The organism is Roseateles sp. GW821-FHT03B02, assembly GCF_059421025.1.
On the sequence record NZ_JBWKUV010000002.1, the window covers coordinates 359,518 to 373,001 of the forward strand.

Genomic DNA, 13,484 nt, shown 5'->3' on the forward strand with positions numbered 1-13,484 from the left:
CAGTTCGAGGTAGCCACTTCCGCATGCACGGCGGGCTGCCAGAAGCTAAGCGAGATCGTCGAGCGGCGCAGGAGGGGGCGGGGCTGCCGCGATCGTGGGCCGGGGAGGGTAGAACCCCTGGCGCCCTTGCGCGTAATCGTCGGTGAACTCGATGGCATTCAAGGCGGCGGCCATGGCGGCATCCACTTCCTCGTTTTCCAGGACGATCACTTGGCCAGGGCCCTCGAAACGCGACAACCAGCTATAGAAGCGGTCGTTCACCGTCGCAATCGCGACGTCGCGGTCAGTGTCCGTCGACTGCTTCTGTGCATAAGCCTTCAGCGGCGAATCCAGCACTACGGTGCCCAAGTGGGGGTGACCTTCCTTCAATGCGTGCTGCATCAGCGCGATGAACATCGCAGACAGGAAGATGCCCCGCTTGCCGGCGCCATAGCTCAGGCGACGGCGCCCATCGATCATCAGATCGCACGCCGCAGCGTCAACGTAGACCGACTTGATGCCGGTGAAGCCCCAATCGTTGAGCATCTGGCGAGCAACCTCACCGACCTCGGCGCCGTGTTGCCCGATGTTGCGCACGAGCGCGGTCCTCTTCTGCTTCGTTTCCTGCTCGAGGCGCGCGATGTCACCCTGCAATCGGCTAGCCTCGTCGAAGGCATCGATCAGGGACGAAAAGCGGGTATGGGACGCAGCCAGTTCGCGAGGGTCGGTATCGAACTCCTCGCCGGCGGTTCGCAGGAGGAGAGCTTCCTGCTCCTCAAGAGTCTTCAACGACACCGTCAGACGGCTCACATCCGCGGCAGCCGTCGCCAGGCGTGCCTGCTGGTGGGCAAGGGACGGCTGCAATCCACGGCGCAGGTCGCGAATCTTCTCCGCCTCGGCGGCAATGGCGCGGCGATATTTCGAAGGCGCACGGGGCTTCAGGCTGTCGGGATCGGCGTGCTGTTCCACCGGCGTGCCGCAGAGCGGGCAGGGCGTCTCGGGCAAGGCCTGGAAGAAGGCAATGCCCTCGTCCGTCGCTCCCAGCCGGGCAAGATCGCTGGAATATTTCAGGTCGAGCAACGCGAATCGCTCGCGCATCGATGTGGCGCCGGCGAGTTCAGTTGACGCCTCGGCAAGAGCCGCTCCTTCCGCAGCGATCTGCTGGCGGACATCTTTGAGCACGGAGGATCGCGCCTGAAGTTGCGAGGAGAACATGTCCAGTCGCTCGTCGACTCGGGCGAGAGCCTTGACGGCAGCTGCACGGTCCGTATCGGCCGGAATCAGCTTCTGCACGCGCGCCAGCTCAGCTTGGGCTACCGCCAGCTTGCCTTTGGCCTGGTCCTTCACCGCGCTACTTTTGTACAGCTCGACCGCGGAGTCGTCGAGGCCGCTCAGGAACAGCGCATAGGAAGAGACGCGCTTGTCCGACCCATGGCCCTTGCCTTTGGTCGGATCCTTGGCAATCATGCTGGGCTGCGCCAGCAACGCCCAATGCCGCAGGTCGTCGCCGGTGACGGCGCCCTTCTTGCTGCGTGCATGGAGCACTTTTTTCCCCTCAGCACCGGACAGCTTGACGAGCAGATCGCCGAGTTCCTGTGCAACCTCTTCGAGCGGGTTCGGCGCGCCGTCCTCGACCCACAGGTCATCCATTCGCACGAAGACGCGTGCGCCTCCGCCCGACACGGCTTTGCGCACCAGGTACTCGTGCTCGCCATGGAGAAAGGCGAGCTCGAGGGAGTCATAGCCCGCCGACTTTGGGAATTGCTCAGGTTGCGCCGTGCCGCCGAGCAGGAACCACATGCAGTCCCAGATGTGCGACTTGCCGGTGTCGCTGGGGCCGCGGATGAGGGTGCGACGGTCGTCGAACGCGACCACGGCCGGCAGCAAGCCAGGGCCGTGGACGGACAGGCGCTTCAGCGTTATTGCCATTGATGCCCCCGCGCGTTGGCGCCTTCGAACTCGGCGCCCCACAGCCGCCCTTCCTGAGCGAATCTATCGGTCAAGTCGCGCGAGCTGAGCGCTGCGAAGGTGGCGGCTGCCCACCGGCACCGGTTTTCCAGCTCACGCAGGTAGGGCGACGTCAGCGCGCCAACCATGCTCCGTGCGCTGTCGCCAGCGAAGTAGGTGATACCGCATTCGTCCATGGAAACGGCGACCAGGCCGCGGGTGCTCATGAGGTACAGGCCTTGGGCAATGAGATCGCGGCGGCTGAGGTATTCGCTGCCACGGTACGGCACCGGCGTGTGAAGGCTGGGAGGCCCCCCCAGATCGTCCGAGTAGACGACGGCGTAGTCGAGCAGGACGAGCTTCTGGAGGTCGGCACCGGCCGGCTGCAGGGAATTCAGCAGATACACCATCCGCACGCCCAGCTCGAACGGCGAATTGAAGGCGGCGATGGGCTTGGGTTTCGTCATTTGACCCACTTGAGCCTACCGCCATTGGCGAGGTGATGGCAGGTGCCGGGCAGGTCACCCGGCCGGAGCTGGGGTGACAGGCAGCTTTCCGAAACCTGCAGGGTGGATGCCTTCTCCACGGCCGCGTCGACGCGCGCCATGCCCGTTTTGTGCCGGATCTGGGCCACCGTCGGCCGGACGCCTGCATGAACCATGTCGAGCAGCCGCTCGAACTCATGCTCAGTGGGGTAGATGTCGCGGCTGAACCGCTGCAGGCCCTCAGCACAGTAGAAGAGCTGGCGATGCGAATCGAAGTGCTCTTCGTACTCGCTGCCGGCCAGATCGGCGAGGGTGACAGGAGACGTCTTGTCTTCGGAATACACGCGAAGCAGCTGGTCGACGTAGACGGTCTCGTGCTTGGCCGGTTGGGCGGGCATCGGCGCATCATCGCCGCGCTTCGGCACGATGCCGAACATCTCGTGGTGGGCCGTCCGGTCGAGCGCGTGCCAGGCCAGCAGGTCATGCACCGGACATTCGATGAAATCGTCGAAATCGAAGTCGTCGATCGCGGCCTGGACGTCTTGGGTCAGCTCGGCGGCCATGCCTTGCATGCCCGTGTTTTCGCCCTTCCAGGCGGCCAGGAAGTTGGCCTTGAAGGTAGCCGCACCGGCGGCCATCATGTTGTGCAGCAGGTTGCCGACCGCGTGCGGGCAGCAGAAGTAGTAGTGCTTCGGGCGGGGGTAGGTCTTCAAGGCCAGTTGCTTGAAGAACTTGGCCATCTCGGGGAAGGCCTCGCTGGGCTTCAGTCCGGAGGCGTAGTGCTTGCCCTGGTACAGATCCCAACCGTCGCGCACGAGGGCCTGGCCATACCGGGCTTCGATGTCGCGGCCCCCGTCGCCTGCGCCGCCGAGGCGCTTGACGTTCGCGTAGGGTGAACCACTGGGCAGCAGCCGCTGGCGCGTGGCGGCCAGGATGAACTCTTCCCACTGATCGGGATTCAGCAGGATGACTTGTGCCGACGGCTGGATAACGCCGCCCTTGGCGACCAGTTGGTTCGTTCGCGGTGTACGGGTTTTGCCTGAGTTCTGCGGCATGGATGGAGAGCATCGCTGGCAGACGATTCTCGTGGACGCCGGCGCGCTCGCGCCTGGGGGCTAGCCCGGACGCCGGGGTCAGCGGCGCGGATCGGAGACCGCCATCTTGAACTCCTTCAGCTCGTCATCCAGCGAGGCCACGGCGAGTTGGTGGAGGATGGAGTTCTGCAGGAAGGACGCTCGTTCCCTGTCCATGTCCACCGTGTTGCCGTCGAGGTTGGTCTGGGACGGCAGGGCGTGCTCCGCGAACTGCAGGGTGCTGCGGGGCGCCACCAGGTCGGGCGCGATGTGGCCGGGCGATGAGGTTGCCATCGGCGCCGCAGGTTTGGGTCGACTGGCTTCTTCAAGCGCCGCCGAGAAGCTGATGTCGCGTGCCTGGTAGTGCGGCGTATCCGCGTTGGCGATGTTGCTGGCGATCAGCGCCTGACGCTGACCCCTGAAGACCAGAGCCGTGGCCTTCCAGTCGTCATCCGGCGCCGCCGAAGGCGTGCCTGTGCTGGGCGTGGGACGGAGTGCGTTAGACATGGACACCTCCACCGGAGAAAAAGGGGAGCGCCGAAGCGCATCCCCTCGCAGTTGCCTTGGTGATCAGAAGCTGTGGCGCATGCCGACTTCCAAGCCGGACGAGCTCTCGCCACCGCGCATGCCGGTCGGCGTCGTGTACAGAACCGAGCTGCGCGCCGCACCCTTGTTGCTGATGTTGGCGTAGGTGCCGTAGAGCGCCGTCCGCTTGGACATCTCGTGCACGTAGCCCAGCGCCACGCGGGTGCTGTCGTCGGCGTCGGCATAGCCAGAGCCGACCGGGCCACCGGAGCGATTGACGGTGGTGTAGCCGACCCGGAACGAACCTGCTTGGGTCACCGGGACGGTGGCGCCAATCGACAGTTCCTGAGCCTTGCGCGGGCCCCACTTCTTCACGTCGACGAGGGTGTGCAACGTGCCCCAGGGCGACTTGTAGTTGAAGAGCAGGTTGTAGTTCTTGAACTTCGGCTGGGTGCTGCCAACGTCGGTCTGGCCAATGGCACCGCCGACCAGGAACGTGTTGTTCTCGAAGCCGAGACGGCCGCCTGTGTACTTGTTGCCCACGACGCCTTCGCCGGCGGCGACATGCACCTGACCAAACCAGCCGCCCAGGTTCTTGGGCAGGAAGTAGCTGACGCCGTTGTCGGTTCGTTGGGCGGTGGTCGCACCGCTGCCCAGCACTGCGCTGGAGCCGTAGACGAAAACACCGCGCGAACCCACGCCGACGATGCCGAACTCGTCGTTGAGCGCGTTGTTGTACGTCGGGGTGGTATCGCGGCCGAGGCGGATCTCACCAAACTCGCCCATCAGGCTGACGGTGGAGCGGCGGTTCCAGAACTTGCTGGCGTTGGCCGCGCCGGTGTCGAGCTCGACACCCGATTCCAGATGGAAGCCGGCAGACAGGCCGCCGCCAAGTTGTTCAACGCCACGAACGCCCAGGCGGCTGGTCGTGTTGGCGCCCGAAGTGACGCCCTTGACCGTGCCTGCGCTGCCGTTCTTCACCTGGCGGACGGCCGCATCGGCGACACCGAACAGCGTGACCGACGAGGTTTGCGCGAAAGCGGTGCTCGCCATCGCGCTGCATGCCAAGGCCAAGAGGACTGGCTTCTTCATGTACTTCTCCTATTCAGTAGGTACCGGGGGATCTGGATCGCCCCCAGCGCTACGCAGGCTAGGGAAGCTGCCTAGGGAAATCCATGATCTCGACCGTTTGGGTGGGCGCGTGCTGGTGCGCGGTGCCGCAAAGGCAGGGTTGCTGTGCCTTCGAATCGACAGGGGGCACTTGCGCGAAATGAGCGATTTCGATTCACACCCTTGTCATAGCTGGACAAACCCGTGAATCGGCGCGCCAACCTGACAAAACCGTAATCCGCCGGACGGGCAGCGGTCATGGCCGCCTTCTTACGCTTGCCCGTTGGCACTGGCGTCCACGACGCCGTTACGGACGCAGGCGGCTTGGCAAGGGCCACTGCAAAGAAGGCGCGGATGAGAAGACCCGATGCTCAACTGATATCGAGGGCGCGACGAGGAGACATCGCGGCCTGCCTGGAGGCCGGCCGCAAATACCTGCAAGGCACGAGCGGATTCCCGCGCCACGTGACGCTCGGGCTCGAGTACTTGCAGCAGGCTGAGCGCGCCCGAGCCGACGACACGCTGCAGCTCATCGTCGAGTCGCTGGACCTCTACGAGATCGCTGCGCATGGGCGAGTCGCCACGCTGCAGCGAGCAGCGCAGGCCGGCAGAGCGGCCGCGCAGATGAAGCTGGCAATCTGGCTTTCATTGACGGCCGTCGATCCCGAAGAGGCGATGCGCTGGTTCCGAAGCGCTGCGGCGGGTGGTGAGACAGCTGCCAGGAAGGTGCTGACCGCCTATACCCCGGACGATTTGTCCGAAGAACGCGTCGTGGCGCGGCTTCGCTCCCTCAAGGCTGTGCCGGGCATCGGCTGGGCCGCTTTGCTGACGTTTGCGATGGACAGGGCGTTGATGCGTCAAGAGCCGCAGATCCTGTTCCGGGCGCTGGCGGTGAGCTTGGAGTTGGATGGATCACCTGAGGCTGGCTTGGCGGACAAGGTGTTCGAAGCCCTCAGCTATGCCAGCAAGGTGCAGCCCGTGGATACCGCTGTTGATCGTCGGGCGATTGAGGCCCTTCTCGACGACTGCGTTGCACGAGGCAACACCGGCGCGGCGTTGATGTTGGGACTGGCCTTGAGCGGCCAGGATGTCGGTGCCCTGGCGTGGGAATCGCTGGTGACGAGCCAAAACTTCCGAAAGGCCTCAGCGCTCCTGATGCGCGCCGCTGACGGTGGCCACGGCGAGGCATGGAGCCGGCTGTACGAGATTCACTCGAACCACAACGGATCGGTTGCCAACCCGCCTATGGCGCGGTTCTGCCTGGAGAAGGCGGCGGCCAGCGGCGCAGTGATTGCCCAGCGGCGGCTGGGTGCAACCATCCTGCGGGCATCAGGCTCGCTGCGCGATGTCGAGCAAGGCATGCACTGGCTGTACCAAGCGGCACAAGCGGGCGATGAGGCCGCCCACCGGTTGCTGTGCACCTTCGTTCTTCCCGTGGACAGCCGTGACGTCGATGCAGCCCGCGCGCTGGAGGAGATTGAGCAGTCCAGTCCTGGGCTCGCACTTCGGCTTCAGGTGGCCAGGGATTTCGGGCTGACCAAGCTCGAGGCGATGACCGTGGACCTCGTGGGCAGCCAGCGCCCGTGGGGGCTCGTCGTGGGGCGCAATCCGTTCATCCGCCATGCCAAGCTTTCCGCGCCGCGCGCGGTGCCGGCCATCTCGGAGTCAGTCCAGCACAACCTGCGACGCGTCGTGGCGCAAGTCGCTGGCGGCGGCGTACGGGGTGCAGAGTTCCAGGACTTCGATCTTCGTCATCGCATGGTGAGGTTGAAGCAGGTCCTACAGGCTCATGGTCTGGCCGAATCGATGTTCTTTGCCAGGGCGTGCTCTAACGAACTGGATGTCCTTCGTGGAGGGGGACGCTGGGCGCGCATGGCGAAGGCCGAACTGGACGAGGCGATGGCGCTTCCGGGCGGGGCGGCGGAGGGTTCGCAGACAGCTTGTTGAGCGCAAGCTCGACACTGCCGGCGCGAAGCGGCGGCGCAGGTAAAACTCCTGCCTGCGAACATCCGTTCAAACTTCTGACGACGACATTCCCTCCATGAGAAAGCTCATCCAAGCGCTACACGACCAGTTGCCCGTCTGGGCAGCGGACTGGCTCGACATCCTCATTCCTGCGGTGGAGGTTGTGATGATCGTCTTGGGCGCCTGGCTGCTGATGCGGCTGGCCCACAAGCTGATCGACCGAGTCACGACCAAGTACGGCCTGCCGGTCAACATGGCATCGTTGTTTCTTCGCGTGGTCGGCGCCCTGGTCTACCTCGGCGCGCTGCTCTGGGCGTTGGAGCGCATGGGTGTCTCGGGCGCAGTGCTCTGGACGGCGTTCACGGGGTTTGCAACCGTCGGCGCGGTCGCGTTCTTCGCAGCATGGAGCGTGCTGTCGAACTTGTTCTGCACGCTGCTCATCTACATCACCAAGTCCTTTCGGATTGGCGACACGGTCGAACTGCTAGAAGCGGGTGACAAGCCGGGGATGAAGGGACGCGTGGTCGAAATCAATCCGGTCTACACCACGCTTCTCGAAAGCGGCGATCAGCAGAACGGCACAACGCTGCAACTGCCCAACAGCCTGTTCTTCCAGCGCGTCGTGCGGCGATGGCACGGTACGGCCGTGACCGCGGTAGCCCCGGATCAACAAGGAGGCCCGTAGCCAGAGGGCAGGGGAGGAACGAATGCTTTCGCCTTACGAGAACGTCATCATCGGGAACTTCATCTACGGGCTTGGGCTCGTGATGGGCAAGAACCCGAGGCAGATCGATTCATGCGTGAATCTGCTGCAGCAGACGCCACTGGACAAGGTCCTGGGTGACGTCATGCTGCAGTTCCCTGGAGCTTGGCGGCTGATCGAGTTCAAGCGCGTTGGCGCCAACCTGAAGAAGGAGCGCGTCAAGCTGGCGACGTACCGAGGCGCCACGCGCCGAGACGTTGATCTTCGCAAAGCGTCTTTGCGAGCTCACTGGTTTGTCGAGACCGGGCAGCACATCATTGACGAGTTTGACAACTCGACGTTTCAAATGAACGTGCGGCCCTACCTGGAGCTCGAGGAGCACGGAGGGATCTCACTTGAGGCCTTTGCCGAGCAGGTTGCCGAGGATGCGCACAAAGACCCACCGAATAAGGCAGAGCTGGACCTGTACCTCCGCTTGATCAAGCTTTTCGGCTGCCTCGACGGTTACGAAACTTCTGGGCTACTCGTGGGCGTCGGCAGCAATGGCGGTTTGTCATACCTGCCGCTTGAGAACATCACAGACCTGAAGGCGACTTCTCGTGTGCTTCGTGCCCGGCTGCGCGCCAGGGAGGAAGAGTTCACGCGAAGTCAGGCCGCGCGCGGCGCGTTTTCATCTGCTGTGCGACAGGAACTGCAGCGCCGAGAGGTGTCTGGCGAGCTGGCACACGGAGTCGAGCCGAAGCAGCAAACGCTTGATCATGGTCCATCCCTCTGACCTCATTTCAACCGCAGGGCGGAGATTTGCAAGCATCCGCAGGCCCTCATCACCTACCTCACATGTCATCCAATCCCGATAAGAAGCGACCAGAGACGCTCGAAGAGCTGGTCCCCATCGTTGCCGACGTCATCGAACACGCTCAGACGCTGCAAGGAGCAGCAGGCGACGCCGTGCAGCGCGTTAACACGGCCGCAGCGCTCGTCGCTGGCACCGTGAAGACGTTGGTCGCCAATCAACAGCAGATGGCTGCCGACATCGAAAAAGTCGTGGCAGGCAAGTTCAACACCACTGTTGATGATGCAGCTGATCGCATCGGGCAGCAGTTGACCAAGGCGGAAGGCAAGGCCAAGACGGCACTGACCAACTTGACGACTGAAACCAACTCAGCTGTGTCTGCTGTCAATCTCGAGGCGGACCGCCTCAAGCAAAACTGGTGGCTACCTGTGATCATCGGAGCCGTTGTGGGCGCGCTTCTGGGCGCCGCGATCAGCGGCACGACCGTCTACATGGTGCTCCGCGGCGGATGAAAGCCTGAGATCGGTGTACTCAAGGTCCTGAGCCTCGGGGCGATTCGGTCTCGCTCGACCGATCGCTCCCGTCGGCATGGGCGTCCTCAATGCTTTGCGCGACCCGATCGGGCTGAGCCTTGGCATTGGCGTGTCCAGGGCTGTCTTCCGGCTGCGGCGTGATGGGCGCGTCGACCGGCTTGTCCGGCTCGGTCGGCAACTGGACGGGGGATTTCTGATGGTCACCAGGCGCGGGCGCTGGGCCGGCAGAGGAGTTGGTCATCGCGGTCTCCATTGGGACGAGTGGATGTCCAAGGTAGCAGCGGAACTCGCCGCGCACTTGCCGCTGGGCCGCTTTCCCATGTAGGCGAGCTCCCTCAATGACGGATAAGGTAGATCGCGGCAACGATCAGTAGGCCGGTAGCGAGCATGAAGCATGCTCCTACCCGGTGCTGGTCAGCGCTCTCGAGCAACCCTCTGAATGCATTGATGATCTTGGTGAACTGAGCAAGCATGGGATCTCCTCTTTGACTTGAGTTGTGAATACGGTTCGCCGGATGGCCGAAGTTGAGGCAAGGATCGTCGATGGACCTGGCATGTGGGCCTTGGTTGGTTTCAGCCTAAACAGCCCCCTCAACCTGGCCTGACAGCAAGTTTCAGGGGGCGAACTTCATTCGGATGGCGAAACCTCCCCCTCCCGAAAGCACCAAACGAGTTTTTTGGGTTGGATTTGCGTTCGGGGGGGCTGAATCGGCCGGTCTCGGCGTACTTCAGCCCCCCCCGCCAAGTTGCAGTCGGCGGGCACGGCGAGACAGAGCGTCGAGCTCCAGGGAGAAAAGAATGGCAGTTGTGAACTCCGGTACGTCGTCGACTGCGTGGCTATGTCGCCGTACGAAGCAGCGCACGGCGAGGGACATATCAAGAGGGAGGACGGCAGAGGTGCCGACAGCGATTGCCTTGTCGACATTCATGCGCACACAACCCCCTGAGTGAAGTCAAGAGACTTCCGGACGCAGACGAACGCACCCGTGCTCGCGCTCAGCCTCTCCGTAGCTCAGACGCTGGCTCGGGCTACCGAAGCTGAAAACCCAGCTGACATCGCTCTCCCCGCCGAGGCCGAGGCCGTCGCGGGCCGGCAGCCCGGCCACAGCTTTGACGCTCGGGCCTTCACGGCCAGCAACGAGTGGCCCAAGACCGAGACGCTGACCTTTGCACCCGGCAAGGGCGCTGAAGTGAAGGCTGCGTTGACCGAGGGCCGTCCACAGTCTTCCGGTGGACGGCCAGTGCGGAAGTACTCGTTGACATGAACGGCGAGTGGCCCGACGCCGACGAGGAGGACACGAGCTACTGCGTGGACGGTGCCCAGCGCTAAGAAACAGGGTCGTTCACGGCGCCCTTCGATGGCAGCCACGGCTGGTACTGGCAGAACCGTGGCAAGCAAACGGTAACAGTCGAGGAGACGGTGACCGGCTTTCAGACCAAGCTGTTCAGGCCAAGCAAAGCCTCGCGATATCGCCTCAGGAGGCGGACAGGTATGTCGGCACTCAGCTTCGACTGGATCGCGCGTCGCTTCGCGCCGCCAACTTCGCCGGCCGGCCAGCAGTAGCACGTGGCGCGGATCATTGGCGAGCCGTTGATCTCCAGAAACCGCTGTTCGCCGGCCCCAAGAGCAGCGTCCTGCGTCACTACGGCCCTGCCAGTCCAACGGCAGCCCGTGCGATCCGGGTCGCAACCAGATTCAGACAACCGAATCAGGAATTGCGTCCAAGCCGCGCCGACCGTCGACGCGAACCGCCACGCGGTTGCCACGACGTACGGAGTCTTAGCAGCGTGTCTTGACACTCATGGTCAGTCTCTCGGCCAGCGCTGGTGCTCGTCATCGATGACGTAGGCGTGGCTATGCCGCCCCTGGTCATCGACCGCCGGGGCGTGGAGATGGGCATGTTCTGCCGGCATGTCAGGGTGGGTGTGTGGCACTTCGGCCGGGTCGTCGCTGGGCCACAGCCACATGCCCATGATCGTCGTCAGCGCGGCCAGCGTGCCGAGGGCGAGGAAGCTGGCATTGAGCCCTACCCGCGCGCCCATCCAGCCGGCCATTGGGTAAGTGATGAGCCAGCAGGCATGCGACAAGGCGAACTGCGCGGCGAAGAGGGCAGGTCGGTCTTCTTCGTTGGCGGAGCGCCGCAGCAGCCGGCCCGACGGTGTCTGTGCCAGCGAATAGCCGATGCCGAGCAACAGCCACAGCGCCACCAGCATCTCGAATCGCCCGACCGCCAGTGGCCCGAGGAAGAGACCGGTTGCCAGCAACCCGGCACCGAACAGCATGACCCTTCGATCCGGCAGCCGCTCCAGCAGCTTGGGCAGCCCCAGGGCCACCAGCATGGACCCTGCGCCAAAAGCTGCCAGCGCGCCGGCCGTGAAGCGCTGGCTGAGCTGCAGCTGGCTTTGCACGAGCACGACGGTGTTGACGATGACCATGGCGCTCGCCGACGCGATGGCCAGGTTCAACGCCAGCAGCCCGCGCAGCCGCGGCGTGGCCAGATAGATGCGGCTGCCGCGCGTCGTACGCTCGTAGACGCTGCGGCGCGACGGCTTTTTGGCCTTGGGCAGCACGGCCGACACGACGAACAACGCCGACGCGATGAAACCCACGACGGTGCCGAGGAAGAGGCTGTGGAAGCTGACGACCGTCAGCAGCACTGCGGCAAGCGCCGGACTGCCCAGGCTCTCCAGGTCGTAGGCCAAGCGGGACAGCGACAATGCTTTGGTGTAGTCCGCCTCCTTGGGAAGCACGTCGGGGATGGTGGCCTGGAAGGTGGGCGTGAATGCGGCCGAGGCGGACTGCAGCACGAAGATCAGCACATAGACCTGCCAGATCTCAGTGACGAAAGGCAGCAGCAGGGCGACCGCTGCGCGCACCAAGTCCAGAGTGACGAGCAGAGTGCGGCGGGGCAGTTGTTCGGCGAAGGCGGAGGCCACCGGCGCAACGCCGATGTAGGCCAGCATCTTGATGGCCAGCGCCGTGCCAAGGACCGCCCCGGCGTCTGCCCCTGCCAGGTCGTAGGCCAGCAGGCCCAGGGCGACCGTGGCCAGGCCTGTGCCGACCAGAGCGATGACCTGAGCGAAGAAGAGATGCCGATAGGTGCGGTTGGCGAGGACGTCGAGCATGGTGCTTCTCCGCTGATATTGAATGACCTCGGCAGGCGATGTGCCCACCGAGGTGGGCGCATCAGTTACCGGTGAAGTTGGCAGCGATGAAATTGCCCTGCGGGGTGAAGAACATGTAGAGGGTCTCCTTGGATTTGTCCGTCGCAGCAGCGTCCTTGAAAGTGACCTTCCATTCCTTGCCCTTCTGGCCGTCGACTTGCTCGGGTGCGGCGGGTTTCACGGCCTGCCAAGACTTGTCGAGCTTGCCGCTGGCGATGAGCTGCTGCTGGCGTTTGACGGCGCAGCCAGACACGGTCTCGGCCTTGGCCGGGGTGGAACCGTGGAAATGGCAGTCGCCCTCGCCGCCGGCAAAGGCTGGCGCCGAGAGGGACAGGGCGGCCAGGGCCGCAAAGGTGCTGACGAATTGCTTCATGGTGAGTCCTTGGTGGGGGGAGGGGAATATTGTTTAGAGGCTGTCGCGCCCGGTCTTGGTGCTGTTCTCGACTTCCAGGTCCTCGTGGGCGTGCCGATGCGCCTTGACGGGGAAACGCAGGTTCTCTGCATCAATGTCGTGGTGGTAGCCGTGCAGCTGCATCAGCAGCAGCAGGCTACCCACCGCCATCAGCGCGTTGTTAGCCAGCACGCTGAAGCGTGCAAACGACTCGCGCCGACGCCAGACCGACAGCAGGCCGACCATGACGACGAGGGCCGCGATCTGGCCCAGCTCTACGCCGACGTTGAAGCTGAGGATGCGCATCAGCATGCCTACCTGGTCGTCTCCCAGCGGCAGTTGCTGCAGCCGCGTCGACAAGCCGAAGCCGTGCAGCAGGCCGAAGCCGAAGACGACGGCCAGCAGGTTGGGCGAGGCGCGGCCGAAGTGCTTCTGGAAACCGCCGTTGTTGTCGAAACCCTTGTAGATCACGCTGATGGCGATCAGCGCATCGACCAGCCAAAAGTTCCACGTGATCTTCAGGAAGGTCGCCAAGATCAGCGTGATGCAGTGGCCGAGCGTGAAGGCGGTGACGAACTTGGCGACATCCACAAACCGCGTGAGGAAGAACACCACGCCGAACAGGAAGAGCAGGTGGTCATAGCCGGTCAGCATGTGGCTGGCTCCCAGGCTGACGTACTGCAGGTATCCGCCATCCAGCATGCGCTGCTTGTCGGCTTCCGAGATGCCATGGGCCCAGGCGGCCAGCGAGGTGAGGAACAAGCCCACCGCAAGCAGCGGCCGGGCAAAGAGTCGGAGCATGAGTGACCTTCTTG

At 63.9% G+C, this 13,484-nt stretch carries 15 protein-coding genes; 5 read left to right on the forward strand and 10 right to left on the reverse strand.

What is annotated here, in order from left to right:
* Positions 1–45 precede the first annotated feature (45 nt).
* From AC07VX_RS07945 to AC07VX_RS07965, 5 genes are all read right to left on the reverse strand, one after another.
* A complete protein-coding gene (locus AC07VX_RS07945; protein ID WP_158218119.1) occupies positions 46–1,908 on the reverse strand; it encodes a hypothetical protein in 1,863 nt (620 codons plus the stop codon).
* Complete coding sequence (locus AC07VX_RS07950; protein WP_088481181.1) at positions 1,899–2,393, reverse strand: ABC-three component system middle component 2; 495 nt, start codon at positions 2,391–2,393, stop codon at positions 1,899–1,901. The genes AC07VX_RS07945 and AC07VX_RS07950 overlap by 10 nt, the downstream gene beginning before the upstream one ends.
* Positions 2,390–3,466 (reverse strand): ABC-three component system protein, encoded by a 1,077-nt coding sequence (locus AC07VX_RS07955; protein ID WP_088481180.1) that lies wholly within the window; start codon positions 3,464–3,466, stop codon positions 2,390–2,392. Before AC07VX_RS07955 ends, AC07VX_RS07950 begins: the two co-directional genes overlap by 4 nt.
* A 78-nt stretch (positions 3,467–3,544) precedes the next feature.
* On the reverse strand, positions 3,545–3,991 hold the full coding sequence (gene flgB, locus AC07VX_RS07960; RefSeq protein WP_088481179.1) for a flagellar basal body rod protein FlgB: 447 nt from the start codon (positions 3,989–3,991) through the stop codon (positions 3,545–3,547).
* Positions 3,992–4,054: 63 nt separating this feature from the next.
* Positions 4,055–5,101, reverse strand: a complete 1,047-nt coding sequence (locus AC07VX_RS07965; protein WP_088481178.1) for a porin — start codon at positions 5,099–5,101, stop codon at positions 4,055–4,057.
* Positions 5,102–5,473: 372 nt separating this feature from the next.
* On the opposite strand from AC07VX_RS07965, the gene AC07VX_RS07970 reads away from it, so the two are divergent.
* From AC07VX_RS07970 to AC07VX_RS07985, 4 genes are all read left to right on the forward strand, one after another.
* The gene (locus AC07VX_RS07970; RefSeq protein WP_158218118.1) at positions 5,474–7,066 is read left to right on the forward strand and encodes a tetratricopeptide repeat protein; all 1,593 of its coding nucleotides are present in this window, start codon (positions 5,474–5,476) and stop codon (positions 7,064–7,066) included.
* A 94-nt stretch (positions 7,067–7,160) separates the two neighbouring features.
* Positions 7,161–7,769, forward strand: a complete 609-nt coding sequence (locus AC07VX_RS07975; protein WP_193466476.1) for a mechanosensitive ion channel family protein — start codon at positions 7,161–7,163, stop codon at positions 7,767–7,769.
* A gap of 22 nt (positions 7,770–7,791) precedes the next feature.
* Positions 7,792–8,562 carry a hypothetical protein gene (locus tag AC07VX_RS07980; protein ID WP_088481176.1) on the forward strand — a complete coding sequence of 257 codons (771 nt, stop codon included), beginning with the start codon at positions 7,792–7,794 and terminating at the stop codon, positions 8,560–8,562.
* Positions 8,563–8,624: 62 nt separating this feature from the next.
* On the forward strand, positions 8,625–9,092 hold the full coding sequence (locus tag AC07VX_RS07985) for a hypothetical protein (protein ID WP_088481175.1): 468 nt from the start codon (positions 8,625–8,627) through the stop codon (positions 9,090–9,092).
* A gap of 19 nt (positions 9,093–9,111) precedes the next feature.
* Here the strand turns inward: AC07VX_RS07985 and AC07VX_RS07990 are convergent, their stop codons facing one another.
* Both AC07VX_RS07990 and AC07VX_RS07995 read right to left on the reverse strand, forming a co-directional pair.
* A complete protein-coding gene (locus AC07VX_RS07990) occupies positions 9,112–9,354 on the reverse strand; it encodes a hypothetical protein (protein ID WP_144397093.1) in 243 nt (80 codons plus the stop codon).
* Between the two features lie 94 nt (positions 9,355–9,448).
* Positions 9,449–9,586 (reverse strand): hypothetical protein, encoded by a 138-nt coding sequence (locus AC07VX_RS07995; protein WP_163334438.1) that lies wholly within the window; start codon positions 9,584–9,586, stop codon positions 9,449–9,451.
* Positions 9,587–10,099: 513 nt separating this feature from the next.
* Between AC07VX_RS07995 and AC07VX_RS08000 the strand changes: the two genes are divergently transcribed.
* Positions 10,100–10,378 (forward strand): hypothetical protein, encoded by a 279-nt coding sequence (locus AC07VX_RS08000; protein ID WP_268149227.1) that lies wholly within the window; start codon positions 10,100–10,102, stop codon positions 10,376–10,378.
* A 541-nt stretch (positions 10,379–10,919) separates the two neighbouring features.
* Here AC07VX_RS08000 and AC07VX_RS08005 read toward each other — a convergent pair.
* The 3 genes from AC07VX_RS08005 to AC07VX_RS08015 form a co-directional block, all read right to left on the reverse strand.
* A complete protein-coding gene (locus AC07VX_RS08005) occupies positions 10,920–12,239 on the reverse strand; it encodes an MFS transporter (RefSeq protein ID WP_088481172.1) in 1,320 nt (439 codons plus the stop codon).
* 61 nt (positions 12,240–12,300) lie between these two features.
* Positions 12,301–12,651: a DUF6488 family protein gene (locus tag AC07VX_RS08010; RefSeq protein WP_268149226.1), complete on the reverse strand. Its 351-nt coding sequence runs from the start codon at positions 12,649–12,651 to the stop codon at positions 12,301–12,303.
* A gap of 33 nt (positions 12,652–12,684) precedes the next feature.
* Positions 12,685–13,470: a HupE/UreJ family protein gene (locus tag AC07VX_RS08015; protein WP_088481170.1), complete on the reverse strand. Its 786-nt coding sequence runs from the start codon at positions 13,468–13,470 to the stop codon at positions 12,685–12,687.
* Positions 13,471–13,484: the final 14 nt, after the last annotated feature.